Consider the following 1,788-nt stretch of genomic DNA (forward strand, 5'->3'; position numbering starts at 1 on the left):
ACCACCGGCTGGACGACTGGGTGCGCTCGACCGGCTTCGCCGCCAAGAAGGCGGTGATCGAGTTTCGCGGGGTTTGTGCGAAATGCAGAGCTGAGGCTGCTTAAGAAGCTAGGCCAGCTAACTGTTGAAGCTGGCGGGACAGCACCCCCCTCTGGCCTGCCGGCCATCTCCCCCGCAAGGGGGGAGATCAGCCGTCACATCGGGTTTCGCCAATCTCCAACGTTGCAGAATGAGCGGGTCGCGGAAACTGCCAATCTCCCCCCTTGCGGGCAGGGCTGTCCGGGGAAGGAGCGTGGTGAATCGAAATGCCGCATGCGCATGCCCCGTAAGACGGGGTTTTTCCGTCTACCTTCTGGTTGTCGAGACTCAGAAAGGGACGGGGCATGCGCTTTAGGCCTAGCATTCTTGGCAAGCTGGTTGAACCGATCAATCGGCGCCGCTTCCAGACGATTGTGGATAGCCATGGCGGGGACGCCTACGACAAGTCGTTCCACAGCTGGGATCATCTCATGGTGCTGATCTACGCGCAGTTGAGCGGCGCCGACAGCCTGCGCGGCCTTGAAGCCGGCTGGAACGCCAACTGCCAGCATCATTATCACCTGGGCAGCGACCGGCTGAGCCGCTCGACCTTGTCGGATGCCAACCGGCGGCGCCCCGTCGACGTGTTTGCCGAGACCTTCGAGACCCTCGCCAACCAGCTCGACCGGCACATGCGTCGCGAAGGCGCGGCCATGCTGCGGCTGATCGATTCCACGCCCATCCCGCTCGGCAAGGCCTGCGGCTGGGCCAAGTCGAACGGCCGCATCCGCGGCATGAAGCTGCATGTCGTCTACGATCCCGACAGCGACCGCCCGCGCGTCCTCGACATCAGCCACGCCAATGTCAATGACGCCGAGATCGGGCGCACCATCACCATCGAGCCAGGCGCCACCTATGTGTTCGACAAGGGCTATTGCCATTACGGCTGGTGGACGGCAATCGCCGCAGCCGAAGCCTTCTTCGTCACCCGGCCCAAATCCAACATGGGGCTCGGGGTGCTCGCCAGCCGCCCGATCGAGGTCGCGCAGGGCGACGGCTTCACCGTTCTCGAAGACGCCGAGGTGGGCCTGGCCAGCAAGAGCCAGCGCAGGCTGCCGATCCCATTGCGCCGGCTGACCGTGCAGCGCCAGGAAGGTGACACCATCACGCTCCTGACCAATGATCTCCAGCGGCCCGCCGTCGAGATCGCCGCCCTCTATAAGGGTCGCTGGCAGATCGAGCTGTTGTTCCGCTGGATCAAGCAGCACCTCAAGATCCGCAAGTTCCTCGGCACCAACGACAACGCCATCCGCCTGCAGCTCTTCGCCGCCATGATCGCCTATGCGCTGCTGCGCATCGCCGCCCGCGCCTGCCGCATCGCCATGCCCATCCTCAGGTTCACCGATCTGGTCGCACGATGCCTCTTCGAGCGACGAAACATCGCCGCCATCGACAGACCACCGCCCGTCAACCCAAGTCAACGCAAGCTCCGATCCTCCCCAAACCAGATGAGCTTCACCTATGCATGACTTTCCCCGGACAGTCGTGCCTTGCGGGGGAGATGTCCGGCAGGACAGAGGGGGTGTGAAGGATCGCTACGGCTGGCTGTGCGTGAGCGCGGAAAGCTCAGTGCGCCTCGTCCCAATTATCAGCCGCGCGCGCGTCGACATGCAGCGGCACCGACATCGAGACCGCCGGCATCGGCGCGTTCTCCATCACGCGGCGTACGACGGGGATCGTCGCCTCGACCTCCGCTTCCACCGTCTCGAA

General features: G+C 64.1%; 1 protein-coding gene and 1 pseudogene. Both read left to right on the top strand.

Annotated features, from left to right (window positions below):
* Positions 1–104, top strand: a pseudogene (locus AC4FWB_RS33975) (transcriptional repressor); the annotation flags it as partial.
* Positions 105–383: 279 nt separating this feature from the next.
* On the top strand, positions 384–1,547 hold the full coding sequence (locus AC4FWB_RS33980; protein WP_491030581.1) for an IS4 family transposase: 1,164 nt from the start codon (positions 384–386) through the stop codon (positions 1,545–1,547).
* The last annotated feature ends 241 nt before the right edge of the window (positions 1,548–1,788 follow it).

The organism is Mesorhizobium sp. LEGMi-168a, assembly GCF_058312955.1.

Coding starts and splice junctions, on each gene's coding strand:
- AC4FWB_RS33980 (WP_491030581.1), top strand. CDS start 384: ATGCGCTTTAGGCCTAGCATTCTTGGCAAGCTGGTTGAACCGATCAAT.